This window comes from Serratia sp. CY76391 (genome assembly GCF_052166695.1).
In the GTDB taxonomy this organism is placed as follows: domain Bacteria; phylum Pseudomonadota; class Gammaproteobacteria; order Enterobacterales; family Enterobacteriaceae; genus Serratia; species Serratia nematodiphila.
Map to the genome: position 1 here is coordinate 1 of NZ_JBJNOJ010000025.1, position 1,599 is coordinate 1,599.

The window sequence follows — 1,599 nt, forward strand, 5'->3', positions numbered from 1 at the left end:
ATCAAGCTTTTAATTGAAGAGTTTGATCATGGCTCAGATTGAACGCTGGCGGCAGGCTTAACACATGCAAGTCGAGCGGTAGCACAGGGGAGCTTGCTCCCTGGGTGACGAGCGGCGGACGGGTGAGTAATGTCTGGGAAACTGCCTGATGGAGGGGGATAACTACTGGAAACGGTAGCTAATACCGCATAACGTCGCAAGACCAAAGAGGGGGACCTTCGGGCCTCTTGCCATCAGATGTGCCCAGATGGGATTAGCTAGTAGGTGGGGTAATGGCTCACCTAGGCGACGATCCCTAGCTGGTCTGAGAGGATGACCAGCCACACTGGAACTGAGACACGGTCCAGACTCCTACGGGAGGCAGCAGTGGGGAATATTGCACAATGGGCGCAAGCCTGATGCAGCCATGCCGCGTGTGTGAAGAAGGCCTTCGGGTTGTAAAGCACTTTCAGCGAGGAGGAAGGTGGTGAGCTTAATACGCTCATCAATTGACGTTACTCGCAGAAGAAGCACCGGCTAACTCCGTGCCAGCAGCCGCGGTAATACGGAGGGTGCAAGCGTTAATCGGAATTACTGGGCGTAAAGCGCACGCAGGCGGTTTGTTAAGTCAGATGTGAAATCCCCGGGCTCAACCTGGGAACTGCATTTGAAACTGGCAAGCTAGAGTCTCGTAGAGGGGGGTAGAATTCCAGGTGTAGCGGTGAAATGCGTAGAGATCTGGAGGAATACCGGTGGCGAAGGCGGCCCCCTGGACGAAGACTGACGCTCAGGTGCGAAAGCGTGGGGAGCAAACAGGATTAGATACCCTGGTAGTCCACGCTGTAAACGATGTCGATTTGGAGGTTGTGCCCTTGAGGCGTGGCTTCCGGAGCTAACGCGTTAAATCGACCGCCTGGGGAGTACGGCCGCAAGGTTAAAACTCAAATGAATTGACGGGGGCCCGCACAAGCGGTGGAGCATGTGGTTTAATTCGATGCAACGCGAAGAACCTTACCTACTCTTGACATCCAGAGAACTTTCCAGAGATGGATTGGTGCCTTCGGGAACTCTGAGACAGGTGCTGCATGGCTGTCGTCAGCTCGTGTTGTGAAATGTTGGGTTAAGTCCCGCAACGAGCGCAACCCTTATCCTTTGTTGCCAGCGGTTCGGCCGGGAACTCAAAGGAGACTGCCAGTGATAAACTGGAGGAAGGTGGGGATGACGTCAAGTCATCATGGCCCTTACGAGTAGGGCTACACACGTGCTACAATGGCGTATACAAAGAGAAGCGACCTCGCGAGAGCAAGCGGACCTCATAAAGTACGTCGTAGTCCGGATTGGAGTCTGCAACTCGACTCCATGAAGTCGGAATCGCTAGTAATCGTAGATCAGAATGCTACGGTGAATACGTTCCCGGGCCTTGTACACACCGCCCGTCACACCATGGGAGTGGGTTGCAAAAGAAGTAGGTAGCTTAACCTTCGGGAGGGCGCTTACCACTTTGTGATTCATGACTGGGGTGAAGTCGTAACAAGGTAACCGTAGGGGAACCTGCGGTTGGATCACCTCCTTACCTAAAGATATTAGTTCGAGTGGCGTGCTCACACAGATTGTCTGATG

Annotated in this window: 1 rRNA gene; it reads left to right on the top strand. The window is 53.7% G+C overall.

The features are described from left to right. Nucleotides 1-10: 10 nt before the first annotated feature. Nucleotides 11-1,552: ribosomal RNA gene (locus ACJ8PN_RS25530) — 16S ribosomal RNA — on the top strand. The last annotated feature ends 47 nt before the right edge of the window (nt 1,553-1,599 follow it).